This window comes from Pseudomonas sp., from assembly GCF_028293835.1.
Taxonomy (GTDB): domain Bacteria; phylum Pseudomonadota; class Gammaproteobacteria; order Pseudomonadales; family Pseudomonadaceae; genus Aquipseudomonas.
Genome location: NZ_JAQGNX010000009.1, coordinates 1 through 23,996, shown reverse-complemented (window position 1 = coordinate 23,996; position 23,996 = coordinate 1). Strand labels below are relative to the sequence as shown.

Genomic DNA, 23,996 nt, shown 5'->3' with positions numbered 1-23,996 from the left:
TGATACGGCCAAGCTTTTTAGCGAAAAGCACTTCGTAAAAGCTTGACCGGCAACAGAGTATCTACAGGGGAATCGCCAGATCATTCGGTCTGGACGTATCCCAGGACACCGATATGTTTAATACCCTGTACCGCCTGATCTTCGCCTTGGCCCTGCTGCTGCCGTTTACAGCTAACGCCAGCGATGCCACTGATTTCGTGGCCGCCAGCCCGGTGGAGCAAGCCAAACTGCTGGAAGCCTGGGCCGCGCAGCCTGACCCGGCGCGTGTCGAGCTGATCAATGAGCTTGCACAAGGCCAACTGAGCATCGACGGTCAACCTCAAGTGCTGCACCTGAACAACCGCCTGCGGGGCTTGATTGATACCGCACTGGCCAGTCATCAACTGCTCGCTGCCGACGCTAAACTGCGTGTGGGGGCCGCGCAACAGCTACAGAGAAACGCCAAACCGGCGCAGCTTGGCTTTCTTAATCGCCAGCTCACCGCTGAAACTGATACGGACGTGCGCACGGCCCTGACGTTGGCCCTGGCTAATCTGCAATTGGTCGACTCCAACCCGGCAGTGCGACTTGCAGCAGTTCGTTTGCTCGGTGAAACCGGCGACCCGCTGGCCCGCACCCGTCTGGAAACGTTACTCGACCCCGCCGTTGAAACCGATGCAGGGGTGCGCACCGCTGCCGAAACCAGCCTGGCTCAGGTCAAACGCAAATTGCTGGTCGGCGAGGTTCTCGGCGAAGCGTTTAGCGGCCTGTCCCTGGGTTCGATCCTGTTGCTGGCTGCGCTGGGGCTGGCCATTACCTTCGGCCTGCTGGGCGTGATCAACATGGCCCATGGCGAGATGCTGATGCTGGGTGCCTATTCGACGTACGTCGTGCAATTGATGTTTCAACGGTATGCGCCCGGCGCCATTGAGTTTTATCCCTTGATCGCGTTGCCGGTGGCGTTTTTCGTTACGGCAGTGATCGGCATGCTGTTGGAACGCACGGTCATTCGCCATTTATATGGCCGGCCGCTGGAAACCTTGCTCGCGACCTGGGGTATCAGCCTGATGCTGATTCAACTGGTACGTCTGGTATTCGGCGCGCAGAACGTTGAAGTGGCTAACCCGGAATGGTTGTCCGGCGGTATTCAAGTGCTGCCGAACCTGGTGCTACCGTACAACCGCATCGTCATCATCGCTTTCGCGTTATCCGTGGTGGTGCTGACGTGGCTGTTGCTGAACAAAACCCGCCTCGGCCTGAACGTCCGCGCGGTTACGCAAAACCGTAATATGGCCGCCTGCTGTGGCGTGCCCACCGGCCGCATCGACATGATGGCCTTCGGTTTGGGCTCGGGCATCGCCGGTCTTGGCGGTGTTGCCTTGAGTCAGATTGGCAACGTCGGCCCGGACCTGGGCCAGAGCTACATCATCGACTCGTTCCTGGTGGTGGTCCTCGGCGGCGTCGGGCAACTGGCGGGCAGTGTGATGGCCGCTTTCGGGCTGGGCATTGCCAATAAAATCCTTGAACCACAGATCGGCGCCGTGCTCGGCAAAATCTTGATCCTGGCGCTGATCATTCTGTTTATCCAGAAACGTCCGCAAGGGCTTTTCGCACTCAAAGGCCGGGTGATTGACTGATGAATCAGCCTCTTTTGGTTACCGCCGCGCATAAAGCCGGCGCGAAAATCACCCTCGCCATTGGCGCTGTGGTTCTTCTGCTGCTGATCGCGCTGGCATTGCTGTCGTTGCTGCCACCGGAAAACAGCCTGCAAGTCTCGGCCTACACCTTGACGCTGGTGGGCAAGATCCTGTGCTACGCCATCGTCGCCCTGGCGCTGGATCTGGTGTGGGGTTACGCCGGGTTGCTGTCCCTGGGCCACGGTTTGTTCTTCGCCCTGGGCGGCTATGCCATGGGCATGTACCTGATGCGAGAAACCTCGGGCGATGAACTACCGGCGTTCATGACCTTTCTGTCATGGACCGAGCTGCCATGGTACTGGACCGGAACCAATCACTTCCTTTGGGCTATGTGCCTGGTGGTCCTGGCGCCGGGCTTGCTGGCGTTGGTCTTCGGTTTCTTCGCCTTCCGTTCGCGGATCAAAGGCGTGTATTTCTCGATCATGACCCAAGCCCTGACCTTCGCCGGGATGCTGTTGTTCTTCCGCAACGAGACCGGTTTTGGCGGCAACAACGGGTTTACCAATTTTCGCAGCATTCTCGGCTTCAGCATTACCTCTCAAGGCACTCGGGCGACCTTGTTTTTGCTCACAGTACTGTTGTTGCTCGGCTGTTTGTTCGTCGGCTGGCGCCTGGCGCTGAGCAAATTCGGCCGGGTACTGACGGCGCTGCGTGACGCGGAGAACCGTCTGATGTTCTGCGGCTACGACCCACGGGGTTTCAAGCTGTTCGTCTGGGTGCTGAGCGCGGTCATGTGTGGCTTGGCCGGGGCGCTGTATGTACCGCTGGTGGGCATCATCAACCCCAGCGAAATGTCGCCGACCAACTCCATTGAAGCCGCCGTGTGGGTTGCGCTTGGTGGCCGTGGCACGCTAATCGGCCCGCTGCTGGGAGCTGGCGTGGTGAATGGCATGAAAAGTTGGTTCACCGTGGCGTTCCCCGAATATTGGCTGTTCTTCCTTGGCGCGCTGTTCATTATCGTCACCTTGTACTTGCCCAAAGGCGTGATCGGTCTGCTGAAAAAGAGGGGTGAGCAATGAAAACCACGCCTACCCCAGCCTTCATGCTCGAACCTATCCTGGCCCCTAACTCAGACGCAGGCACCAGCCGCGACGCCATCGGCTTCGGGCAGATGGCCGGCGAAGGGCTGAACACGCGTCACGGCACGATTCTTACGCTGGAAGACATCAGCGTCAGTTTCGACGGCTTCAAGGCGTTGAATAATTTGAATCTGTACATTGGCGTGGGCGAGTTGCGCTGCATCATCGGCCCTAACGGCGCGGGTAAAACCACGCTGATGGACGTGATCACTGGCAAGACCCGCCCCAGTCACGGTAAAGCCTGGTTTGGCGAAACCCTGGACCTGACGCTGATGAGCGAAGTGCAGATTGCCCAGGCAGGAATCGGTCGCAAGTTCCAAAAGCCCACGGTGTTCGAAGCCTTGAGCGTTTTCGAAAACCTCGAACTGGCGCAGAAGACCGATAAATCGGTTTGGGCCAGCTTGCGTGCGCGGCTCACCGGAGAGCAGCGGGACAGCATTTTTCAGGTGCTGGAAACCATTCGCCTGACCCACTCGATGCATCGCCCCGCCGGGCTGTTGTCCCATGGGCAAAAGCAGTTTTTGGAAATCGGCATGCTGCTGGTCCAAGACCCGCAATTGCTGCTGCTGGACGAACCCGTGGCCGGCATGACCGACGCCGAAACCGAATTCACCGCCGAGTTGTTCAAAAGCCTGGCGGGCAAGCACTCGCTGATGGTGGTGGAACACGACATGGGCTTCGTCGGCGCCATCGCCGACCACGTCACCGTCCTGCACCAAGGCAGCGTACTGGCCGAAGGCTCGCTGGAAGATGTCCAGGCGGATGAGCGAGTGATCGAAGTGTATTTAGGAAGATGATTGCTATCCCTGTAGACGTTTCTATTTGCTTGAGAACTTACCCATGCTCCAAGTCGACAAGCTCCATCAGTATTACGGCGGTAGTCATATTCTTCGCGGTTTGTCGTTCGACGTGAAAATCGGCGAAGTGACGTGCTTGCTTGGCCGTAACGGCGTGGGCAAAACCACGTTGCTCAAGGTCTTGATGGGGCTGCTGCCGTCGAAAGAAGGCACGGTGCAATGGGAAGGAAAAACCATCACCGGCTTCAAGCCGCATCAACGCGTGCATGCCGGGATCGCTTATGTGCCCCAGGGCCGTGAAATCTTCGGCCGTCTGACGGTGGAAGAGAACCTGCTCATGGGCCTGTCGCGGTTCCCTGGTTCCGAGGCTAAAGAAGTCCCGGCGTTTATCTACGAGCTGTTTCCAGTGTTGCTACAAATGAAGCAACGCCGTGGTGGTGACTTGTCTGGCGGACAGCAACAGCAACTGGCCATTGGCCGCGCGCTGGCCAGCCGCCCTCGTCTGCTGATTCTGGATGAACCCACCGAAGGCATCCAGCCCTCGGTGATCAAAGAGATTGGCGCTGTGATCAAGAAACTTGCGGCCCAAGGCGACATGGCGATTCTGTTGGTCGAGCAGTTCTACGACTTTGCCGCTGAGTTGGCGGATCACTATCTAGTGATGTCCCGTGGCGAAATCGTTCAGCAAGGCCGTGGCGAAGACATGGAAGCGCAAGGGGTTCGTGGTCTGGTTACAATTTGATGCGCCAATCGGCTAAGGTGCGACCTCATTAGAAGCTCAACGACCCAACCATGAACCTTCCCGCCCACACCGCGCTGTTTACCCCCAGCTGGCACGCCGAGCTGGAACTGGGCTACGGCCGTTTCGGTGAAAGCACGCGCCCGACCCTGCGCCGCCATCAAGGTCCGCTGCGGGTGCAAAAGCATCTGTATGCCGAAGGCCCTGAGGTGTGCCAACACATCATCGTGCATCCGCCTGGGGGAATCGCTGGCGGTGATCGACTGGATATATCGGTGAATGTCGGCAGCGACGCCTGGGCACAATTGACCAGCCCCGGTGCGGCGAAATGGTATCGCGCTGCCGGCCCGGCTTATCAACAGCTGGAACTGAATATCGAAGCGGGTGGCACGCTGGAATGGCTGCCGCAAGAGACCATCGTCTTCAGCGCCGCCCAGGCAGAACTCAGCACGCACATCGAACTGCAAGGCGATGCACGCGCCCTTTACTGGGATGTGGTTGCCTTGGGCCGCCCAGCCAGTGGCGAGCGTTTTGATCTCGGGCATTTTCAATCGAAGGTCGAGATCCGCCGCGATGGACGCTTGCTGTGGCATGAACGTCAACGGATTATCGGCAACGATGGCCTGCTCGACTCGCCCATTGGTTTGGGCGGCAAACCGGTGTTCGCCACGTTGTTGGTGACCGGCGAAGCCAGTAGCGCGTTATTAGAGGCCTGCCGCTCGCAGGCTGAACACATGCCAATTCGCGGCGACCTGAGCCAATTACCCGGCCTGCTGGTCGCCCGCTGCCTGGCCGACGAAGCCCTGCATGCCCGTGCCTGGCTGATTGAATTATGGAAGCTGCTGCGCCCTGAGTTGCTGGGGCGTGAAGCTGTTGCGCCTAGAATCTGGAGCACGTAACGCCGCTGAACACCTGTAGCGGGCTTGCTCGCGATAAGGCCCGCAGGACCTTCATAACATTTTAGAAGCACGACCGCTTCGCGGCCGATCGCAGGCAAGCCAGCTCCTTCAGGATCGAGGCGGCCTTACAAAACAAACAAACGGAACCGAACATGGACCTGACCCCCCGCGAAAAAGACAAGCTGCTGATTTTCACCGCTGGCCTGGTGGCTGAACGGCGCCTCGCCCGGGGTGTGAAGCTGAACTATCCGGAAGCCATGGCCTACATTGCCGCCGCCTTACTGGAAGGCGCTCGCGACGGCCGGACCGTTGCCGAATTGATGCACTTGGGCACCACGCTGCTCAGCCGTGAACAAGTGATGGAAGGTATTGCGGAAATGATCCCGGAGATCCAGGTCGAAGCGACGTTTCCAGATGGCACCAAACTGGTGACCGTGCACCAACCGATTGCCTGATTTTAGGAGGCGAGTTTTTTGATGACGTACCTGATTCGTGACGCACTGCAAGCCGACCTCAAAGGCATCCTCGACATTTACAACGACGCGGTGCTCAACACCACGGCGATCTGGAATGAACAAGCGGTAGACCTGACCAACCGCAAAGTGTGGTTCGACGCGCGGCAGGCCCAGGGCTACCCCATCCTGGTAATGGCCGACGCCGGTAATGAAGTGCTCGGCTACGCTTCATTTGGTGACTGGCGTCCGTTCGATGGCTTTCGCCACACCGTTGAGCATTCGGTATATGTGCGCTCCGACCAGCGTGGCAACGGCCTGGGACCGAAACTGATGCAGGCCCTGATCGAACGCGCCCGAGCCTGCGATAAACACATCATGGTCGCTGCCATCGAAAGCGGTAACAGTGCGTCAGTGAGCCTGCATGAACGTCTTGGATTTATTGTCACCGGGCAGATGGCAGAAGTCGGCACCAAGTTTGGTCGTTGGCTGGACCTGACCTTCATGCAATTGGATTTGACACCGAATGCTGCGCCCTCGGCACCGCGTTCGCCGCCCGATAAGGCGCCCCTACAAAAACAAGGAGACCGGCCATGAACGCCGCCCAGATACGTCGCGTCAACGCTGAAAGCTTCCCCCACTACCGTCAAGGTCTGGTTGAGTTGTTGCTGGATGCGGTGAAGCAAGGCGCATCGATAGGGTTCATGGGCAACCTGCAGCCAGGGGAGGCTTTGGCCTATTTCGACGGCGTGCGGGCAGAGTTGGACAAGGGCGAGCGGCTGTTGTGGGTGGTGGTTCAGGAAGAGCAGGTATTGGCCAGCGTGCAGTTGTCCCTGTGCCAAAAGCCTAACGGCCTGAACCGAGCCGAAGTGCAAAAGTTGCTGGTGCTGAAACCGGCGCAACGACGGGGTCTGGGTGGGCAGTTGATCAGTGCCCTGGAGCAGGCCGCGCAACAGCACAAACGCGGACTGCTGTACCTGGACACCGAAGCCGGGTCACCTGCCGAAACCTTCTACCGCTCCCTGGGTTACATCAACATCGGCAAGTTGCCCGACTACGCCTGCAACCCCGACGGCGAGTACAAGCCGACTGCAATCTATTACAAAACCTTGTCGAGGAAGACCGCATGATCCCTGGCGAATATCAGATCCAGCCCGGCGATATCGAACTCAATGTCGGTCGCCGCACCCTCAGCCTGAACGTAGCCAACAGCGGAGATCGACCGATCCAGGTCGGCTCGCACTTTCATTTTTTCGAAACCAACGACGCCCTGGCCTTTGATCGCATTGCCAGCCGTGGCATGCGCTTGAACATTCCGGCAGGTACCGCCGTGCGCTTCGAGCCAGGCCAGTCCAGGGATGTGGAATTGGTTGACCTGGCCGGGCATCGCCGCGTGTTCGGGTTTGCCGGACGGGTGATGGGCGAGTTGGATTGACAACATTGAAGACCCTTCGGGCCTTATCGCAGCCTTCGGCAGCTCCTACAGTTCGGGGCCGACGCAAGACCTGCAGGAGCTGCCGAAGGCTGCGTATCGCCAATTCAGGCGTCGACAATTTTGGATTTAAGGATCGCCCATGAAAATCTCCAGACAAGCCTACGCCGATATGTTCGGCCCCACCGTTGGCGACCGCGTGCGCTTGGCCGATACCGAGCTGTGGATTGAGGTCGAGCAAGACTTGACCGTGTACGGCGAAGAGGTGAAGTTCGGCGGCGGCAAGGTTATTCGTGACGGCATGGGCCAAGGTCAGTTGATGTCCGCCGAGGTGGTCGACACATTGATTACCAATGCGCTGATCATCGATCACTGGGGCATCGTCAAAGCCGATGTTGGCCTGAAAAACGGCCGCATCGCCGCCATTGGTAAAGCGGGTAACCCGGACATTCAACCTGGGGTCACCATCGCCGTTGGTGCGGCCACTGAAGTGATTGCCGGCGAAGGCATGATCCTTACTGCGGGCGGCGTCGACACCCACATTCACTTCATCTGCCCCCAGCAAATCGAAGAAGCATTGATGAGCGGCGTCACCACCATGATCGGCGGCGGCACCGGCCCGGCCACCGGCACCAATGCCACCACAGTCACTCCCGGCCCTTGGCATCTGGCGCGTATGCTCCAGGCTGCCGACGCCTTCCCGATGAACATCGGTTTTACCGGTAAAGGTAACGTCAGCCTGCCGGGACCGCTGATCGAACAGGTCAAAGCAGGTGCCATCGGTTTAAAGCTGCATGAAGACTGGGGCACCACGCCTGCTGCCATCGACAACTGTCTGAATGTTGCCGATCAATACGACGTACAGGTGGCGATCCACACCGATACCCTTAACGAGTCCGGATTCGTCGAAACCACTTTGGCCGCGTTCAAGGGCCGTACCATTCACACTTATCACACCGAAGGCGCTGGCGGTGGACATGCGCCGGACATCATCAAGGCCTGCGGTTTGCCCAACGTGCTGCCCAGTTCGACCAACCCGACGCGGCCGTTTACCCGCAACACCATCGATGAACATTTGGACATGTTGATGGTTTGCCATCACCTGGACCCAAGCATTGCCGAAGACGTCGCTTTCGCTGAAAGCCGTATCCGCCGCGAGACCATCGCCGCCGAAGACATCCTCCATGACCTCGGCGCGTTTTCGATGATCAGCTCCGACAGTCAGGCCATGGGCCGCGTCGGTGAGGTGATCATGCGCACCTGGCAAACCGCCGACAAAATGAAGAAACAGCGCGGACAGCTGCCAAAAGACGGCCCCGGCAACGATAACTTTCGCGCCAAACGCTATATTGCCAAGTACACCATCAACCCGGCGATCACCCACGGCATCAGCCATGAAGTGGGCTCTATCGAAGTGGGAAAATGGGCCGACCTGGTGCTCTGGCGCCCGGCATTCTTCGGAGTAAAACCGAGCCTGATCCTCAAAGGTGGCGCCATTGCCGCCAGCTTGATGGGCGACGCCAACGCCTCGATTCCCACGCCCCAACCAGTGCATTACCGCCCGATGTTCGCCAGCTACGGCGGCTCGCTGCACGCCACCAGCCTGACCTTCATCAGCCAGGCGGCGATGGACGCTGGCATTCCTGAATCCTTGGGCCTGAAGAAAACCATCAGTGTGGTCAAAGGCTGCCGAAATGTGCAGAAGTCTGACTTGATCCACAACGACTACCTGCCGAGCATCGACGTCGATCCACAGACCTACCAGGTCAAGGCCGACGGCGTGTTGCTGTGGTGCGAACCCGCGCAAGTACTGCCAATGGCGCAGCGGTACTTTTTATTTTGACACCACGCTGTTTTGATCCACATTCAGCGCCTGGCAAACATCCCGATGGGACCGAACCTCATCGGGAAGCCGACGCCTCGGTTTACCTGACACGCCGCGGTGTACCTCTTGCCAACAAGCAGTTTTTTCAGGTTGGGTAAAAAGACGCTACTATACGAAACCGCTCTTCGCGTCTGCCCACCCAGGAAATCACCCATGCGCCTCTCCCAGTTCATCGTCCAACACGTGGACCGGATCGTTGATGAGTGGGAAAAATTTGCGAAGACCATTCAACCGGCCGCTCAGTCCATGGACCGTGAAGGGTTGCGTGACCACGCCAAGGAAATTCTTCTGGCGTCTGCCCGCGACATGACAACCTCCCAGACTAAAACCGAGCAAGCCGCCAAAGCCAAAGGCGTAGGCCCGGAAAAGACCCCAACCCTGGATCAGGCTGCTGCCAGCCATGGCGAACTGCGCCATAACGTAGGGTTTGACCTGGTACAGATGACGTCCGAATTTCGCCATTTGCGCGCCAGCGTGATTCGTATGTGGGTGTCCAGCCTGAAGTCGCCGGACCTGGACTATTTTCAGGACATGATTCGCTTTAACGAAGCCATCGATGAAGCGCTGGCGGAGTCAACCGCAGCGTATGCCGAGCAAGTCGGGCGCTCGCGGGATATCTTTCTGGCCATTCTCGGGCATGACCTTCGCGCACCGTTACAGGCGGTGAGCATGTCCACCGAACTTTTGATGCGTAAGGTCGGGCTGGACGAATTGGCCCTGTCGTACATTTCGCGCATCAAGGGGGGTACGCGGCATATGGGGGCCATGGTCAGGGACTTGTTGGAGTTCGTACGCAGTCGACTGGGTGCGACCCTGCCGATCCAGCGTAAACCCATGGAGCTGGCCAGCGCCTGCCGCGAGGCCATCGAAGAAGCCTGCGCCGGACAACCCGAATGTGACCCGACGTTTGAAGTCAACGGTGACACCCATGGCGAATGGGATCGTGGACGCATCGATCAGTTGCTGCAAAACCTGATTGGTAACGCGCTGCAGCATGGAGCCAATAGCCATCAGATTCGGCTGACCCTCAGTGCTGATGAAACCAGTGTGACGCTGACTGTGCATAACTTTGGTGAGCCAATCGCCGCCGACGCGATCGGCACCATTTTCGATCCACTGGTGCGCAGCGCCAGCGAAGAATTGGGACATCCTTCGACAAGCCTTGGCCTGGGCCTGTTTATCGTCAAGGAAGTCGTCACTGCCCATAAAGGCAGCATTAAAGTGACGTCAAACCGAGACGATGGGACCACGTTTACCGTGGTGTTGCCCAAAAACTAAGGAAACGTAAGCAACATCTAAAATCTGTAGGAGAAGCGTTGATCCGAGAAGAGCATCACTCCAGCAAAAACCGCCCCAGCCGCTGTTTGAGCATGAAATTTTCTGCCCGTAGGCGTTCAACCTCGCCCAACAGATCCAGGGCCAATGCCACGCCGTCCCACTCAAGCTCAAGGTCATGCTGCAACTTGATTGCCTGCCTGGCGACGGCCAGGGCATGGGCGTCGAACAACCAATCATCGGGCCGCTGCCCCTGAGGTTCGAGGATGCCGTGTTCGACGATTTCGATCACGAAGGCGGCCGGCATGTCGGTCACCTGACAGAATTCCTTCATATCCAATTCTACGATCAGGGTGCTGCTCATGATCAGTTACTCCATTGGGCTCTCGGATCGAATGCCGCGGTGTCGGCCAGGCTCTGCCACAGCGCTTTCGTGGCGTCGTCGCTGGTTTTCGGCATCACGACTTTCAGCTGCGCATATAAATCGCCGCGCTGGCCTTGCTTGTCGAGCAACCCATTGCCTTTGACCCGCAAACGTTGACCGCTTTGGCTGTCGGGGCGAATGGTCAGGTTAATCTTGCCGGTCAAGGTCGGCACGGCGACTTTGGTGCCCAGTGCCGCTTCCCACGGCGCCAGGGGCACGGTGATGATCAGGTCGTGGCCTTCGACGTCGAACATCGGGTGCGGGGCGAAACGAATGATCAGGTACAAATCGCCATTTTCGCCGCCGCCCACGCCCGGTGCGCCCTGCCCTTTAAGGCGGATACGCTCGCCGTCAGCCACGCCGGCCGGAATTTTCACATTCAAGGTCTTGGTGATGTCGGGCATACGCTGGCCGTCAGCGCTGTGCTGGGCCACTTTGAAGCTGACCTGCTTGGACTCGTTCGACAGGGTCTCTTCGAGAAAGATCGCTAATTCCATTTCTACATCCTGCCCACGACGACCAGCGCTACGGCCCCGGCCTTGCTGAGCCCGACCACCAAAGATCGAGCTGAAAAAATCTGAAAAGTCCCCCGCGTCTTCGCCGTATCCGCCGGAGGGCCCGCCACGGTTCTGATAGCCTGGAGGCCCTTGAAACGGGCGACCCGGTTGACCGTACTTGCGCAGGTCATCATATTCGGCGCGCTTATCCGGGGCTTTGAGAACTTCATACGCCTCGGAGGCTTCTTTGAACTTATCTTCTGCGCCATTTTCTTTGCTGACGTCGGGGTGATATTTACGCGCCAACTTGCGGTAAGCGACCTTGATCGCTTTGTCGTCCGCAGTGGGTTCCACCCCAAGAATCTTGTAGTAGTCTTTGAAGTCCATGTAACGGTCACCATCCCCAATTATCCAGCGCAGCCTCAAAAGGCCCATGCTCAGCGCGTAGCATGCTCTTTTTCGGATTTAACTGCACCTAACCGACGTTTCGCCCTACGCATCTGCGGTGTGCTGACATACACTGCGCGGCCGTTTTTTGACTGGAACATGAAGCACATGAAAAACGAATCTCCAGCTCGTGCCTGCGGTATCGACTTTGGCACGTCCAATTCCACGGTCGGCTGGCTACGGCCGGGCATGGAGTCGCTCATCGCGCTGGAGGACGGCAAAATCACGCTGCCGTCGGTGGTGTTCTTCAATATGGAAGAGCGTCGCCCGGTGTATGGCCGCCTGGCTCTGCATGAGTATCTGGAAGGCTACGAAGGCCGCCTGATGCGCTCGCTGAAGAGTTTGCTCGGTTCCAAGCTGATCAAACACGATACCAGCGTACTGGGCACGGCCATGCCCTTCAAGGACCTGCTAGGGCTGTTCATCGGCCAACTGAAGCAGCGCGCCGAGACTGCCGCTGACCGTCCATTCGACGAAGTGGTGCTGGGGCGCCCGGTGCATTTTGTCGATGACGACGCCGCGGCCGACCAGGAAGCCGAAGACACGTTGGTGGAAGTCGCGCACAAGATTGGCTTCAAGGAAGTATCGTTCCAGTACGAGCCGATTGCGGCGGCGTTCGACTACGAGTCGACCATCGAGCGTGAAGAACTGGTGCTGATCGTCGACATCGGCGGCGGTACCTCGGACTTTTCCCTGGTGCGCCTGTCTCCAGAGCGGCGGTTTGTGGACGAGCGCCATGACGACATTCTCGCCACGGGCGGTGTGCATATCGGCGGTACCGATTTCGATAAGCAACTGAGCTTGCAGGGGGTGATGCCGCTGTTTGGCTACGGCAGCCGGATGAAAAGTCAGGCATACATGCCCACCAGCCATCACATGAACCTGGCGACCTGGCACACGATCAACGCGGTGTATTCACAGAAATCCCAGATCGCCCTGGCCAGCATGCGTTACGACATCGTCGATACGGGCGGCATTGACCGCTTGTTCAAGCTGATCGAACAACGCGCCGGGCATTGGCTGGCGATGGAAATTGAAGAGACCAAAATTCAGCTGACCGAAGCAGAAAGCCGCCATGTGCCGCTGGACCGCATTCAACCGGGCCTGAGCGTGGAACTGAGCCGGGCCCTGTTTGAATCGGCCATCGAAGCGCTGCTGACCCGCGTGCGCAACAGCGTGTCCAAGCTGCTGAACGATGCAGGCGTGAGCGTGGATCTGGTTGACACGGTGTTTTTCACCGGTGGTTCAAGCGGGATACCCGCACTGCGCAACAGCGTCTCGGCCATGCTACCCAACGCCCGCCATGTAGAAGGCAACATCTTCGGCAGCATCGGCAGCGGTTTGGCGATTGAAGCCAAGAAGCGTTACGGCTGATAAAGACCGACAAATTACCGGTAGGAGCTGCCGAAGGCTGCGATTCGACCGGGACCGGTCGCCCTCGTGAACCGCTGAAGGGGTGCCGGTCGTCGGCGACCCCGACCTATCGCAGCCTCGGCAGCTCCTACCGGTTGTTTTATATACGCTTAAACCAACCCCGCCTGACGCAGTTCACTCTTCAAATACGCATAATAAATCGGCCCCGCCACCACGCCCGGCAGGCCGAAGGCTGCTTCGAAGATCAGCATCGCCAGCAGTAACTCCCATGACTTGGCGCTGATTTGTCCGCCGACGATCCGCGCATTGAGGAAGTACTCAAGCTTGTGGATCACGATCAAATAACCCAATGCCGCAACGGCCACCCAAATCGACAGCGACAAACCGACGATAAAGATCAGGGTATTGGAGATCAGATTACCCACCACCGGCAGCAAGCCCAGCAAAAAGGTGAGGATGATCAGGGTCTTGGTCAGTGGCAGATGAATTCCGCACAGCGGCAGCACGATTGCCAGAAACACTGCAGTGAACGCAGTGTTAAGCAGCGCAATCTTGATCTGGGCGAAAACGATATTGCGAAACGCTTCGTTCAGCAGGTCCAGACGCTCAAACAGTGCGGCCGACAGCGGCTTGCGTTTATGCCCGACGACCACACGTTGCAGGGCAACAATTGCGCCCAGCACCATGCCAATCAGCAGCGTGACAAAGGTATGCGCCGCGCCTTTGCCCAACAGCTGCAAGTCGCCCACGTGCTTGGTCATCCAGGCGCCCAGGGAAATGCGGAATTCGTCCGCGCTGGCGGGCAGATAACTGTCGATGAACGGCGGCAGTTGTCCCCGGGCACGGTCCACCACGGTCATGAATTTGCCCAACGACGCACCAGGGTTTTCCGCTTCGTGCAGCAGGAAACTGATGGCGCTGGCAAACAGCAGGGTCAACACGCTGACCACTAAGGTGCCCAACAACGCAACGGCTAACCAACGCGCGCGCTCGCCGGCAATCAGCAGTTGCAGTTTCGGGGTCAGCATATTGACCAACTGGAACACCAGCAAACCGGCTAACAGACTGGGAAGAAGTTTGAGCGGTATCGCCGCCAGTAACCCGACACACACAATGATCAAACTGGCCAACAACACGTGACGCGGGGAAAACGTTGGCATGACAGCCTCTGAAACGAACGGCGCGAAAAGGTGGGCAGTCTGCCAGCGTTCCGAGTCGAGGACCAGTGCTCAAAGGGAGGCTGCCGACGATCAACCGATCACTTCTTCAGGCAGGTACTCATGAACGCTTTACGTTCATCGCCCTTCAAGGTTTTAGCCTGAGGATCTGCGTTGCAATCCTTCATCTTCTGCTGCTGTGCCGTAACGGGCTTGGCCGCCGCGGCGGGCGCGGCTTTGAGGCAATTGCTCATGAACGTTTTACGGGCATCACCGGTCAGGGTCTTGGCTTGAGGGTCAGCGTTACACGTGGTCATTTTGCTCTGTTGTGCAGTGGCGGCAAATCCTTGTGCGCACATCAAAAAACCCATGACCAATAGAGCAACACGTAGCATTTTCATGGAGTTATCTCCTTTTTCCGCGCCGATCAGCACGGCCTGGGCTGAAGTGTAGCCAACGCCCAGAGATGTGTTACTGCATGTAAACGTACAGTCAGGCCCTTTTTGCTTGTCGGCGATATTGCTCCGGCGAGCAACCGGCCAAGCGCTGGAACATCGAAATAAAGGCCGAGGCGCTGCTGTAGCCCATGTCGAAACCGATTTCCTGCACACTGCGGCGCCCTTCCAGCGCCTCGATGGCGGATAAAAATCGTAGACGCTGACGCCAGTCGCCAAAGCTCATGCCCAATTCCCGCACACACTGCCGCGCCAGTGTTCGTTCACTGACATGCACTTGATTGGCCCACTCGACCAAGGGCCGGCTATCACCGGGGTCTGCCTGTAACGCCTGGAGTATCGATACCAACCCCGGGCTGTGCGCATAGGGCAGATAGCGCGTCTGTACCGGGGCCACACACAACTGGTCGACGATCACCTGAGCCAGGCGCACATCGGCATCGGTCTCAGGAACTTTTACGTCGCGGTCGGCGAAGTCATTGAGAATGGCTTTAAGAATGTCGCTGATGATCAGCGTGCATGGCTCGCTCGGCATGTGCGCGCTGTGTTCCAGCGACAGGTAAACCGAGCGATACACGATGGCCTGGCGGTTGTAACAGCTGTGTTCGGCATGGGGCGGAATCCATACCGCATATTGCGGCGGCGAGATGAAGCGCTGCCCGGCGATCTCAATTTCCATCACGCCGTGCTTGACGAAGTTGAGCTGGCCCCAGCCATGGCGGTGAGCATCGCTATGGGTGTCGGCCCCGAACTCGTCATGGCGCAGGTAAACCGGGCACGGCAACCCGGAAAAATCCGGGAGGGCAAGAAGCTTGGTGGTCATGCTGTCTGCTGCTCAGTGGAAGTTGTCTGAAACGAAGTATAGCCATCGTGACAGACAGGGGATAATCCCGTTTCATTCCTGCGTCTGTGCGGTGGCTTCATGCAATATCTCTTTCCCTTGCTGACGATTGTCATCTGGTCGGCCAACAACGTGGTGAACAAGCTCGCGGTCGGGGTGATTTTTCCTGCGGAGATAGGTTTTTATCGCTGGTTGCTGGCGGGCATATTGTTTACCCCGTTTTTACTCTGGCCAGTCATCAAGAACTGGGCGCTGATCAGGCCCAACCTGAAAAAAATCTTTGTCCTTGGCGTGCTTGGCATGGCGGTTTATCAGAGCCTGGCCTACTTCGCCGCGCCAATGACCACCGCCACCAACATGGGCATCATTTTGTCGTTGATGCCCATTATCGCGCTGGGCCTATCGATCACAGTCCTCGGCACTCGGCTGACTGCCGGTGCGCTGGTAGGCGCGATAGTGTCGTTCAGCGGTGTGGCCGTGGTCGTGTCAGCCGGTAGCTTTAGCGCCCTGATCCAGCGCGGCGTGAATCTCGGCGATGGCATGATTGTGGTGGCAACAGTGGCCTATGCGGCCTATAGCACGCTGCTGAAGAAGTGGCAGATGCACCTTCCCCCGTTGCAACTGCTGTACCTGCAGATTTGGGCTGCGGTGATCGTCCTGCTGCCGATGTTCTTGCTGTCGCCCAAGGCGGGGTTGAGCCCAAGCAATATTCCACTGATTTTGTACGCCTGCATTCCAACTTCCATGCTTGCCCCGTTACTGTGGATGCATTCCATTCGTCGCCTGGGTTCCAGCCGCGCGGCCATGTTTCTCAACCTGATGCCCCTCACCACCGCGTTGATCGCATCAGCGGTACTGGGTGAGCACTTGGCCTCGTATCACTTGATCGGCGGCGCGTTGACCTTGGTCGGCGTGGTGCTTGCAGAACGCTGGACCACGCCGCTGGGCGTAGCAGCTCCGGCGTAGCAGGCCCGGCGTTATAAGCCGGCACCCTTCAAGCGCTCGGCATGCTCGGTAAACAACCGCACGGGATGCGCGCCCTTGCCCACCAGCCCCAGGGACTGGTTGACGATATCGAAGTGGTCAAGCGGGTAATCGTCGCCGATTACCGTGCCTAAATGTGAACTGAAGCGTCCCACCATGCCGTCGCATTGCCCCACCTCTCGGGTGAAAGTGCGGGCAAACAGGCGGCAACTGCGATGGGTCCCGTCCATACGATTGAGTCCACGGTCCGTGCGCCCCGGCTGCAGCGTGCCGGACCACGAGTAGTAACGTACGCCGTTGACTTCTTCCTGCCCCTGCCCGCCCCAGGTTTCGGGAAGTCCTTGAGGGTAACGGCCGTTAAACAGCGCAACGCCAGCGGTGGTCAGCGATTGATGGGATGCCTGAATATCCACCGGCAGCCTCGGACCGTGATAACCGGTTTCCAGTAACGCCATGAACCAGGCCAACACGCGCAACAAGAGGTTCAGCAGACGCCCTTTGGCGGTATTGACCGGGAAGCTTCGTTCGAGATAATCCGCCAATTCCGACCCATGATTCGGGCCTGCGACGCTGGTGACTGACGCTACCCAATCAGGCCGTTTCGCGGCGGCATAGCGAATGGTCAGCGCGCCCTGACTGTGGCCGATCAGATTGACCTTGGCGGCACCGGTTTCCCGCAGTATCTGCTCGATGTGCAGCAACAGCTGTTCGCCGCGCACTTCGGTGGAATTGACGGCGGAAACCATCACCGGAAACACCATGGCCCCTCCGCGACGTAGCGCCGAGAGGATTCCGAACCAGTACGGGTAGAACACCAGACGAACAAACCCCAGCATTCCTGGGACCATGATCAACGGATAGCGAGTGGCGAATTTTGTCATTAGCCTGGGTCCTTGTGCATAGGGGGCGAGTCAACTTTAGTCGTTGCTGCTTGCCGTGACGCACGGCTGATGCCTGATCGCCATCTATTTATCGAACTCTTGCTACCTTCCATCGCTCAAAGCTTCATCGGGCCAACAATGGCTCAGCTATCAGGAGCGTTCACATGTACAAGCAAACTCTGGCGGCACTTAGCGTTCTCGCCGTTTTGGCCGGTTGCTCGTCTACCACGACCCATCAAAACCCGGTGGACTTTGTCACCTACCGCGACCAGCCGCTGGTCAAGCAAGTCGCAAAAGGCATGAATGAACAACAGGTCTTGACCGCTGGCGGGGAACCTTCGTCGCGTCAACACCGCAAGGTCCACCCTGGTACCTGCAATAATTACGTACTCAATCACGAGGGTAGCCAACAAAGCTACTACGTCTCCTTTGACGGCAACGGCAAGGTCGACAATTCGGGCTTTATGACCTGCGACCAGCACGAAGCGAATGACCGCGCGTCGATGTAAGCGTCCGCCTGGCACTGTCAAACTAAGAAGCCCGAGGCCTTGTGCCTCGGGCTTCTGCATTTTGCGCATTCGATAAAACTTTCTCGCCCGCCATCACTCACAACAAGGTACCGATCTGCCCTAGAGCGAGACGGAAACCGGATTAGCCCTGGAGATTAATAATGAGTGATGTGCAGCAATTAACCGATGTGAACACTTTGCGCCAACGCGCGCGTCAGCACGTGGAAAACGGTGCCGTGACCGAAGGTTACAGCGCTGACCGCGAAGAAGTGGTGCGTTTACTCAATGCATCGCTGGCCACTGAACTGGTCTGCTTCCTGCGCTACAAACGCCACTACTACATGGCCACTGGCTTGAAAGCGTCAGTCGCCGCTTCAGAGTTCCAGGAGCACGCCGGTCAAGAAGCCGAACACGCCGACAGGCTCGCTGAGCGCATCGTGCAACTGGGCGGCGAACCGGAGTTCAACCCGGACCTGCTGTCGATAAATTCCCACGCGCAATACGTTGCAGGCAATACGCTCAGAGAAATGGTCTACGAAGACCTCGTCGCCGAACGAATCGCCATCGACAGCTACCGCGAGATCATTCAATACATTGGTGAAGCGGACCCGACTACACGGAGGATCTTCGAAGACATCCTTGCTCAGGAAGAAGAGCATGCCGATGACATGGCGGACTTATTAAAAGATTTGTAAGTGGTTTTAATCAGCGCCCGGTTGTTTTCTTGAAATGGAAACGACCGGGCGTTTTTTTATGTCTGGGGTTATGTCTCGCCAATAAGCAGGCTCCTACAGGTGATCGCAACTCTCTGTAGGATCAAACTTGTGGGCGAAATAATTTAATGTGCGACACATATCTATGACACTTCCCAAAATAACAATGTGATTTGAATATCGGATATTTCCCACATAAAACCAAGCAAGACCGGACATACATAAGCTTGAGATAAGCATCAACTGCTCGCCATACAGACAACAAGGAGAACTGTATGAGCGACTCAAATGGACAGAAAGAAAAAAACATAATTGTAACAGTACCCATAGATCAACCTAGTAATCCCTATGGCTCAGGCAATGGACTAAGCCCAGGTTCAAATAGCGGCTGGACATTTGGATTTGGCGGCGGCAGCGGCAGCTACGGCGCTGGCGGCTTATCAAACTCAAGAAGGCGTAGATTGCGACTGGCTGCACGCGCCCAGCGGGAGGCGGAAGCTCGCGCTCGCACTCAGCGAGATCAAGAAATAGCAGCGAACGCTCGGGCAGCCGCCGAGCAACAACAAGCAGCAATAGCGGCCCATGCCCGTGCCGTTGCAGAACAACAAGCACATGCCGCTCGCCAACAAAGACTTGCGCAGCAAGCGCAACACTTCCACGCCGTTAAAGCTGCTATTGATGTTGATTATGGCATCAGGTCTCAACAGTTAGCGTCGACACTTCAAGGGGAAGTGATAGCAGCTCGTGGACCGCACACGTACGACAAGGTTAGCAACTCGTGGAACGTCCATTTACTGAAAAAACAAATTGCCGAAATTGATGGGTTAATTGCCAGAAAAGCGACAGAGCTTCAATCCAGCACTGCCCAGGCACATTCATTTTATGGAAGCGATCCTTTAACCCACTCAGTTGAGGACTATTTAAATAAGGTTATCGTCGACCCGGCCGCACAACAATCCTGGGAATCGGCTTACAGGGCGGCACAATCAGCGCTGGAGTTGACGGAGTCTATTCGACTCCTCAAAGAAAAAACCAGCACGTTAGCCGCACAAATACCGGTTTACGAGGCGCTGGAACGTGCGGCAGCCGAGCGTCAACGACTGCATCAAATCGCAGTGGATAAAAATCAGGAGCAACTGCGGTTCAAAACAAAAAGCAATGAGATCGTGCGCCTGGATAAGGTCTCCGCTGCCCACACAGTAAACATTTCCATTGCGCCAGGGCTTGCGGCGGCGGTGATGACCCGTACGGGTTTGATAGCTGCCGAAGGCGCAGCCATTGCGCTTAATGCATCTATCCGCGTCACCGCCTTGGAAATCGGTCGCATTCTGGCAGTGAGCCCGGTTGGCGCGATAGGCGCCGCGTTCGCCACCACTGCGCTGTATTCAACGCCCGTCGCTAACGGCGAATTGACTCCTGCACAACGCCGACGATTATTTCAAGGAGTCTCGGTTGGTCCAGAGACGCTTGGCATTCCTGTGGGAGTTGATCTAAACGGCATTGCCGATGCAGGCGGCGAAGTATCACTCGATAACCGACTTTCGATTGAAGAGATCGTCGAAGGTACCAAGCTAAACGTCGTGGCAACGGGGAGCGCTATTGCCCCCGGCGTGAAGGTCATTAATGCCACCGCAAACGCACAAAATAATGGTACACCGCCAAGCTCGGTGGGCCATTGGGCCGAACATTAAACTTCACGTTGGAAACTGATCCCGTCGCTTCCGAGGCAGGGGATTGGCAGATTGATCACCCCGACCTACCTTTGCAGTTCAATCCATCTGTCGAGCACATGCCTCCAGGCGCCGATAGGCGTATCAACGATTGCATCGTCTGCATTCCAGGCCATGCACCCCGTTATTTTTCGTTCCAGCCGCCGCCCGTCGCGTCAGGAGTAGTACTGGGAACAGGGCAACCCGCCTCCGAAAAATGGTGGGATGAAGCCACATCCACGGGCGCAAAAATTCCGTCATCGATTGCCGACAGATCTCGCGGCAAGGCATTCCCCACCCTCAACGCTTTCGAAACTGACTTCTGGAAAGAACTGGCGACCGAGGAGGTTATCAATCGGCGATTTGGCGAAGCCAACAGGCATCGACTTAAGAGGGGCCACGCCCCGATAGCACCAAGAAGCCAGTGGTTAGGCCAGCAAAAAACCTATCGGCTAAATGACCGCAAGACTCCGATCCAGCGAGACGGCACGTTTAATTTAGATGACTTTTCGGTTGGGACGCCCAGTAAACAGGGCAACCAACCAGAATCACTTCCAGCAACACCGTGGTCGGTTCCGGACAGCCCCGGCATGCGCGGCTTGATGGGAACCTTGGCTCAGCAGCGCGAAGCTGCATTGCGCTGGTTTGAACAAGCGATAGAAGCCGAAAGCCAACCAGGCACCCGGACCGAAACACCTACAACCCCACCCGGCAGCGAAGCGATTGGCTCGACAACATTGCCCATCAACCCTGCCCTGCCAACGATTTATCCGGGCGATACCACTGAACCGGTACCGACACAAACTGATCCACTTCCGGGGCTTGACCCTACGGATGTAAATGCCAATATTCCTGGGCTGCCGTCGGATGATGAGCTGCCGTCGCCGGGGGTAATGGAAGCTGGGCCACCGGTTAAGCCGTTGGAGGTGGGGCCGTATAATGAGCTAGCGAATAGGAGTGGTTTGGATCAGATGGACATTGATCATATTCCTTCTCGGCAGGCGCTCAGATTACATATTCTAAAAAACGCTCCCACTATGAACATGTCGAGAATGAACGATATTTTAAGACGAGCGCCGAGCGTGGCCATCCCCGCTGAAGTTCACCGGAAATTTAGCGAAACCTATGGGGGCCGGAACACCAAGATTAAACAGGTCAAGGACGCAGAAAATCTTCAAATCGCGATCGACAGCAATGTTGACGCTATTAAATCTGCACTTATAACAAGGGGATTTGACGAGCTAAGCATCGAAGTATTTCGGGAAAAACTGCATAATTTAATAAACAACAAGGAATATCGTAATGGATCGCAATAACATCCACCAATGGATTAGCCGTCTCGGCCAATTCCACGATGTGCTCCAGAAAACTGGCGTTATTACTGACCAACCATTAATTGAGTTATTTTCTGGAATAGATGAGGTTTTTCTTGTTCCAGAATCAGGCTTAGAGTTGGTATTCTGGGCAGAAACCAAACGCTACGAATCATTATTCATCACATTGATTAAAACAACACCCTCCACCATTGAGTACGAGGGTGAGCTACCGCCCCCTTACACTAAAAATATGATCAAGAGTGATGTCCGAACCATTTTTGGAGAGCCAACAGAATCATCCGGGCCCATAACAATGCCAGACCCTGTAGGGAAGATAGGAGGATGGGACTGTTATCATCTAGACTCCATAGCCTTTCCAAATAAAAAAGTTTTTTTCTCTTACACAAGAGACTTAAAAGTTGACTCACTGGCATTCACCTTGATCGATAAAGATCACGACTAGTTATTATACATACGTTTAAAATCCTCGAGCTCACCGCTCTGACGAGACGCCAACCTTTCAAAAAAATAGTGATCGCGAGGCCTGCTATTTATTAACCAAGGAAATATACAAATCATGGAACTTAAACCAAGCATTCAAGACTACACTCGAGATGAATTCACGACACTGGTCCACACCCTCTGGCACGGTAACATCCAGCAAGAAGACCACGACAAACTGATTGATCATTTTGACAGCATTGTCGAACACCCCGATGGCGCAGACCTGATCTTTCATGCAAAGACATCCGTATCGGGCATTTCTCCATCAGTTGATGGTGTAGTGTATATGCTGGAATGGTGGCGACGGCAGAACAGCAAACCAGGCTTCAAAGGGGAGCTTGCTGTCGCACCTCATGTTTGGCCCAAACAAACGAAAGAAACTCGTTCTGCGGCCGCGCTCGCTAAAATCAACAAAATTGAGACGGACCTGAACGCAGCGAAGCTCGCGGTAGAGCAAGTGCTTCAATCTACCGTTGCGCCATTGACGAGCATTGAACGGCAACGAACGGCTTCCGAAGCGTCGCCGCTGGCCCCTGCTAAGTCACAACAACTGGCCAGCCTTATAGAAGAGATAGGGCAGATTCAGACAGCAGAATCACTGATTGGAACAAAGATGTACAGGTACAGTTTCTTTGGGGACCAACTGACGTCGGAGGTAAGTCAGGCGAAACATCACAGCGTGTGGATTGACAGTGCAACGCACGCTGATGTCATGCAACAACTTGACCAGCTTATCAATAGGTTCCAAGTATCGTTTCCGGCCATTGATCGCCTGCACAAAGAGCTTGAGACGCGAATCGCTGCAGCTATGCCTTGGGCAGAGGAACACCGTATTCGCTTGGCGGCTCAAACACGCCAAGGACCTAACGATGTTCCCACTACATTTACGACCTCGGCGATGGAGGCTTCTAGCCGCGCGTTATTTTTGACCCCCACGGCTAACGAAGCAGCTGCATTTGAATCCTCGTTCGACGGCTTGCAATTTGCCATGCAATCAGCAATCGCTCGATTCGCGTGGGATGCATCGGCAACCACAGGTGGAGCTGCCGGCCAATATACCGATCTATTGAAGTTCTCAACCCGATTGAACGCTGATGAACGCTACGGATTTTGTGTTCCTCTGGCTGAAATTATCCCCTTGGATGGTCACGACTGGCTGGGTATGGCGCAAGCGTCTGAAGAGGTAGATTTACCTGTTCGCCTCGGCTCTGGCGTTGTGTTTTCCGAAAAGGATTCCCGGGACTACAAACATGTCTACCTAACGCCTAGTGATGGAATCGTTGTCCCTGCGCCCGTCCGAGTCAGAAGTGCCCGACCTGGACCTGACCAGCGTACCTACCAGTTCACCTCGGACGGTGTAGCGCCTACAACAATCGTCTGGACATTACCTCTAACGCTTGAAGAACTCAGGCACCAAATACCCGTACCGCTGGACACTTCAAAACATCCCGGCATTATTAGGCCGCAGTCGATTCCAAACCTACTGGCACTCCCTACGGATGTTGAGTTCGACGATTACGTTATCGTGTTCCCTGAAGAGTCAGACATTGCGCCGCTTTATTTAATGCTCAAGGATCGCCGACACTATGCGGGCGTAACCGAAGGACAGGGCGTTGACATCTCAGGAGAGTGGTTAAGTGGAGAATCGACGGCAGAGGCTAAGGTGCCATCTCGCATTGCGGAGCAGCTGCGGGGTCGGGTATTTAAACAATTCGACGACTTGAAAATCGTTTTCTGGAAGGCAATTGCGGCAGACCCAGCCATTTCGATGCAGTTCGCCCCGGAAGAGATTGCAGTCATGCTGAATGGAGCGGCACCTTCCGTCACGCACGAAGGCTTGCGCAAAACCTATTATCTATCCCACATCAGCCCTGCCGCCCAAGGCGGCAAGGTTTACGATTTCGACAATATGCGAGTTATGTTGCGAGGCTAAAGCTACGCTGAGTCGGAG

Annotated in this window: 25 protein-coding genes; 19 read left to right on the top strand and 6 right to left on the bottom strand. The window is 56.5% G+C overall.

Features of this window, described 5'->3' with window-relative positions:
- Positions 1–113: 113 nt before the first annotated feature.
- The 11 genes from urtB to JWR17_RS00815 all read left to right on the top strand — a co-directional run bounded on the left by urtB (position 114) and on the right by JWR17_RS00815 (position 10,237).
- A complete protein-coding gene (gene urtB / locus JWR17_RS00865) occupies positions 114–1,616 on the top strand; it encodes an urea ABC transporter permease subunit UrtB (RefSeq protein ID WP_299827373.1) in 1,503 nt (500 codons plus the stop codon).
- Entirely contained in the window at positions 1,616–2,695 is a 1,080-nt protein-coding gene (urtC, locus tag JWR17_RS00860; protein ID WP_299827372.1) for an urea ABC transporter permease subunit UrtC, read from the top strand. Before urtB ends, urtC begins: the two co-directional genes overlap by 1 nt.
- Positions 2,692–3,552 carry an urea ABC transporter ATP-binding protein UrtD gene (gene urtD, locus JWR17_RS00855; protein ID WP_299827369.1) on the top strand — a complete coding sequence of 287 codons (861 nt, stop codon included), beginning with the start codon at positions 2,692–2,694 and terminating at the stop codon, positions 3,550–3,552. Before urtC ends, urtD begins: the two co-directional genes overlap by 4 nt.
- A gap of 43 nt (positions 3,553–3,595) precedes the next feature.
- Positions 3,596–4,294 carry an urea ABC transporter ATP-binding subunit UrtE gene (gene urtE / locus JWR17_RS00850; RefSeq protein WP_299827367.1) on the top strand — a complete coding sequence of 233 codons (699 nt, stop codon included), beginning with the start codon at positions 3,596–3,598 and terminating at the stop codon, positions 4,292–4,294.
- 50 nt (positions 4,295–4,344) lie between these two features.
- Positions 4,345–5,190: an urease accessory protein UreD gene (locus JWR17_RS00845; RefSeq protein ID WP_299827364.1), complete on the top strand. Its 846-nt coding sequence runs from the start codon at positions 4,345–4,347 to the stop codon at positions 5,188–5,190.
- 152 nt (positions 5,191–5,342) lie between these two features.
- Positions 5,343–5,645, top strand: coding sequence for an urease subunit gamma (gene ureA, locus JWR17_RS00840; protein WP_299827362.1), 303 nt, complete (start codon positions 5,343–5,345; stop codon positions 5,643–5,645).
- 21 nt (positions 5,646–5,666) lie between these two features.
- Positions 5,667–6,239, top strand: a complete 573-nt coding sequence (locus tag JWR17_RS00835; RefSeq protein WP_299827360.1) for a GNAT family N-acetyltransferase — start codon at positions 5,667–5,669, stop codon at positions 6,237–6,239.
- Entirely contained in the window at positions 6,236–6,772 is a 537-nt protein-coding gene (locus tag JWR17_RS00830) for a GNAT family N-acetyltransferase (RefSeq protein WP_299827358.1), read from the top strand. Before JWR17_RS00835 ends, JWR17_RS00830 begins: the two co-directional genes overlap by 4 nt.
- Positions 6,769–7,077 (top strand): urease subunit beta, encoded by a 309-nt coding sequence (locus tag JWR17_RS00825; protein ID WP_299827357.1) that lies wholly within the window; start codon positions 6,769–6,771, stop codon positions 7,075–7,077. The genes JWR17_RS00830 and JWR17_RS00825 overlap by 4 nt, the downstream gene beginning before the upstream one ends.
- A gap of 139 nt (positions 7,078–7,216) precedes the next feature.
- The gene (ureC, locus tag JWR17_RS00820; protein WP_299827355.1) at positions 7,217–8,917 is read left to right on the top strand and encodes an urease subunit alpha; all 1,701 of its coding nucleotides are present in this window, start codon (positions 7,217–7,219) and stop codon (positions 8,915–8,917) included.
- Positions 8,918–9,112: 195 nt separating this feature from the next.
- On the top strand, positions 9,113–10,237 hold the full coding sequence (locus JWR17_RS00815) for a HAMP domain-containing sensor histidine kinase (RefSeq protein WP_299827353.1): 1,125 nt from the start codon (positions 9,113–9,115) through the stop codon (positions 10,235–10,237).
- 55 nt (positions 10,238–10,292) lie between these two features.
- On the opposite strand, the gene JWR17_RS00810 is transcribed toward JWR17_RS00815, so the two are convergent.
- Together JWR17_RS00810 and cbpA are read right to left on the bottom strand one after the other, a co-directional pair.
- The gene (locus JWR17_RS00810; RefSeq protein ID WP_299827351.1) at positions 10,293–10,598 is read right to left on the bottom strand and encodes a chaperone modulator CbpM; all 306 of its coding nucleotides are present in this window, start codon (positions 10,596–10,598) and stop codon (positions 10,293–10,295) included.
- Between the two features lie 2 nt (positions 10,599–10,600).
- On the bottom strand, positions 10,601–11,542 hold the full coding sequence (gene cbpA, locus JWR17_RS00805; RefSeq protein ID WP_299827349.1) for a curved DNA-binding protein: 942 nt from the start codon (positions 11,540–11,542) through the stop codon (positions 10,601–10,603).
- Positions 11,543–11,710: 168 nt separating this feature from the next.
- Here cbpA and JWR17_RS00800 point away from each other — a divergent pair, with 168 nt between their 5' ends.
- Positions 11,711–12,976, top strand: a complete 1,266-nt coding sequence (locus JWR17_RS00800; RefSeq protein WP_299827347.1) for an Hsp70 family protein — start codon at positions 11,711–11,713, stop codon at positions 12,974–12,976.
- Between the two features lie 149 nt (positions 12,977–13,125).
- Here JWR17_RS00800 and JWR17_RS00795 read toward each other — a convergent pair whose 3' ends face one another.
- The 3 genes from JWR17_RS00795 to JWR17_RS00785 all read right to left on the bottom strand — a co-directional run bounded on the left by JWR17_RS00795 (position 13,126) and on the right by JWR17_RS00785 (position 15,411).
- The gene (locus tag JWR17_RS00795) at positions 13,126–14,136 is read right to left on the bottom strand and encodes a hypothetical protein (RefSeq protein ID WP_299827346.1); all 1,011 of its coding nucleotides are present in this window, start codon (positions 14,134–14,136) and stop codon (positions 13,126–13,128) included.
- A 98-nt stretch (positions 14,137–14,234) separates the two neighbouring features.
- A complete protein-coding gene (locus JWR17_RS00790; RefSeq protein WP_299827344.1) occupies positions 14,235–14,534 on the bottom strand; it encodes a PsiF family protein in 300 nt (99 codons plus the stop codon).
- Positions 14,535–14,625: 91 nt separating this feature from the next.
- Entirely contained in the window at positions 14,626–15,411 is a 786-nt protein-coding gene (locus JWR17_RS00785; protein ID WP_299827343.1) for a helix-turn-helix transcriptional regulator, read from the bottom strand.
- Positions 15,412–15,510: 99 nt separating this feature from the next.
- On the opposite strand from JWR17_RS00785, the gene JWR17_RS00780 reads away from it, so the two are divergent.
- Positions 15,511–16,395, top strand: coding sequence for a DMT family transporter (locus JWR17_RS00780; protein ID WP_299827341.1), 885 nt, complete (start codon positions 15,511–15,513; stop codon positions 16,393–16,395).
- Between the two features lie 11 nt (positions 16,396–16,406).
- Here the strand turns inward: JWR17_RS00780 and JWR17_RS00775 are convergent, their stop codons facing one another.
- A complete protein-coding gene (locus tag JWR17_RS00775) occupies positions 16,407–17,294 on the bottom strand; it encodes a triacylglycerol lipase (protein WP_299827339.1) in 888 nt (295 codons plus the stop codon).
- A gap of 164 nt (positions 17,295–17,458) precedes the next feature.
- Between JWR17_RS00775 and osmE the strand changes: the two genes are divergently transcribed.
- The 6 genes from osmE to JWR17_RS00745 all read left to right on the top strand — a co-directional run bounded on the left by osmE (position 17,459) and on the right by JWR17_RS00745 (position 23,978).
- Entirely contained in the window at positions 17,459–17,803 is a 345-nt protein-coding gene (osmE, locus tag JWR17_RS00770; protein ID WP_299827337.1) for an osmotically-inducible lipoprotein OsmE, read from the top strand.
- A gap of 161 nt (positions 17,804–17,964) precedes the next feature.
- Positions 17,965–18,498, top strand: coding sequence for a ferritin-like domain-containing protein (locus JWR17_RS00765; RefSeq protein WP_299827336.1), 534 nt, complete (start codon positions 17,965–17,967; stop codon positions 18,496–18,498).
- Between the two features lie 293 nt (positions 18,499–18,791).
- Positions 18,792–20,207, top strand: a complete 1,416-nt coding sequence (locus JWR17_RS00760; RefSeq protein WP_299827334.1) for a hypothetical protein — start codon at positions 18,792–18,794, stop codon at positions 20,205–20,207.
- Between the two features lie 8 nt (positions 20,208–20,215).
- On the top strand, positions 20,216–21,541 hold the full coding sequence (locus JWR17_RS00755; RefSeq protein ID WP_299827333.1) for a hypothetical protein: 1,326 nt from the start codon (positions 20,216–20,218) through the stop codon (positions 21,539–21,541).
- The gene (locus JWR17_RS00750) at positions 21,528–22,004 is read left to right on the top strand and encodes a DUF6392 family protein (protein ID WP_299827332.1); all 477 of its coding nucleotides are present in this window, start codon (positions 21,528–21,530) and stop codon (positions 22,002–22,004) included. Before JWR17_RS00755 ends, JWR17_RS00750 begins: the two co-directional genes overlap by 14 nt.
- A 114-nt stretch (positions 22,005–22,118) precedes the next feature.
- Positions 22,119–23,978, top strand: a complete 1,860-nt coding sequence (locus JWR17_RS00745; RefSeq protein WP_299827330.1) for an S-type pyocin domain-containing protein — start codon at positions 22,119–22,121, stop codon at positions 23,976–23,978.
- The last annotated feature ends 18 nt before the right edge of the window (positions 23,979–23,996 follow it).

Coding starts and splice junctions, on each gene's coding strand:
- JWR17_RS00780 (WP_299827341.1), top strand. CDS start 15,511: ATGCAATATCTCTTTCCCTTGCTGACGATTGTCATCTGGTCGGCCAAC.
- JWR17_RS00775 (WP_299827339.1), bottom strand. CDS start 17,294: ATGACAAAATTCGCCACTCGCTATCCGTTGATCATGGTCCCAGGAATG.
- JWR17_RS00800 (WP_299827347.1), top strand. CDS start 11,711: ATGAAAAACGAATCTCCAGCTCGTGCCTGCGGTATCGACTTTGGCACG.
- urtE (WP_299827367.1), top strand. CDS start 3,596: ATGCTCCAAGTCGACAAGCTCCATCAGTATTACGGCGGTAGTCATATT.
- JWR17_RS00790 (WP_299827344.1), bottom strand. CDS start 14,534: ATGAAAATGCTACGTGTTGCTCTATTGGTCATGGGTTTTTTGATGTGC.
- JWR17_RS00845 (WP_299827364.1), top strand. CDS start 4,345: ATGAACCTTCCCGCCCACACCGCGCTGTTTACCCCCAGCTGGCACGCC.
- JWR17_RS00815 (WP_299827353.1), top strand. CDS start 9,113: ATGCGCCTCTCCCAGTTCATCGTCCAACACGTGGACCGGATCGTTGAT.
- JWR17_RS00830 (WP_299827358.1), top strand. CDS start 6,236: ATGAACGCCGCCCAGATACGTCGCGTCAACGCTGAAAGCTTCCCCCAC.
- JWR17_RS00835 (WP_299827360.1), top strand. CDS start 5,667: ATGACGTACCTGATTCGTGACGCACTGCAAGCCGACCTCAAAGGCATC.
- urtB (WP_299827373.1), top strand. CDS start 114: ATGTTTAATACCCTGTACCGCCTGATCTTCGCCTTGGCCCTGCTGCTG.
- urtD (WP_299827369.1), top strand. CDS start 2,692: ATGAAAACCACGCCTACCCCAGCCTTCATGCTCGAACCTATCCTGGCC.
- JWR17_RS00750 (WP_299827332.1), top strand. CDS start 21,528: ATGGATCGCAATAACATCCACCAATGGATTAGCCGTCTCGGCCAATTC.
- ureC (WP_299827355.1), top strand. CDS start 7,217: ATGAAAATCTCCAGACAAGCCTACGCCGATATGTTCGGCCCCACCGTT.
- JWR17_RS00810 (WP_299827351.1), bottom strand. CDS start 10,598: ATGAGCAGCACCCTGATCGTAGAATTGGATATGAAGGAATTCTGTCAG.
- ureA (WP_299827362.1), top strand. CDS start 5,343: ATGGACCTGACCCCCCGCGAAAAAGACAAGCTGCTGATTTTCACCGCT.
- urtC (WP_299827372.1), top strand. CDS start 1,616: ATGAATCAGCCTCTTTTGGTTACCGCCGCGCATAAAGCCGGCGCGAAA.
- JWR17_RS00825 (WP_299827357.1), top strand. CDS start 6,769: ATGATCCCTGGCGAATATCAGATCCAGCCCGGCGATATCGAACTCAAT.
- JWR17_RS00765 (WP_299827336.1), top strand. CDS start 17,965: ATGAGTGATGTGCAGCAATTAACCGATGTGAACACTTTGCGCCAACGC.
- cbpA (WP_299827349.1), bottom strand. CDS start 11,542: ATGGACTTCAAAGACTACTACAAGATTCTTGGGGTGGAACCCACTGCG.
- JWR17_RS00760 (WP_299827334.1), top strand. CDS start 18,792: ATGAGCGACTCAAATGGACAGAAAGAAAAAAACATAATTGTAACAGTA.
- JWR17_RS00745 (WP_299827330.1), top strand. CDS start 22,119: ATGGAACTTAAACCAAGCATTCAAGACTACACTCGAGATGAATTCACG.
- osmE (WP_299827337.1), top strand. CDS start 17,459: ATGTACAAGCAAACTCTGGCGGCACTTAGCGTTCTCGCCGTTTTGGCC.
- JWR17_RS00795 (WP_299827346.1), bottom strand. CDS start 14,136: ATGCCAACGTTTTCCCCGCGTCACGTGTTGTTGGCCAGTTTGATCATT.
- JWR17_RS00785 (WP_299827343.1), bottom strand. CDS start 15,411: ATGACCACCAAGCTTCTTGCCCTCCCGGATTTTTCCGGGTTGCCGTGC.